General features: G+C 58.8%; 1 protein-coding gene. It reads left to right on the forward strand.

Annotation, left to right across the window (positions count from 1 at the left end; translation table 11 throughout):
* A partial coding sequence (locus tag HFD99_RS25105) for an AMP-binding protein (protein ID WP_167441084.1) occupies positions 1–308 on the forward strand: 308 nt, incomplete at both ends.

Below are 308 nucleotides of genomic sequence, written 5' to 3' on the forward strand. Positions count from 1 at the left end.
GTCATCTTCGGGGGCGAAGCGCTGAGTCCGCTGCTGCTCAAGGGCTTCAAGACGAAGTACCCGGAGACGAAGCTGATCAATATGTACGGCATTACCGAGACGACGGTTCACGTGACGTATAAGGAAATCACGTGGGTCGAAATGGAGGCGGCGAAGAGCAATATCGGCAAGCCGATCCCGACGCTGAGGGTGTACGTCCTTGATGAAAACCGCCGGCCTGTGCCGATCGGCGTAGCGGGCGAAATGTACGTGGCCGGGGAAGGCCTTGCGAGAGGATACCTGAACCGTCCGGATCTGACGGCGGAGAA

It is taken from the genome of Paenibacillus sp. EKM301P (genome assembly GCF_011800295.1).
GTDB lineage: Bacteria > Bacillota > Bacilli > Paenibacillales > Paenibacillaceae > Paenibacillus > Paenibacillus polymyxa.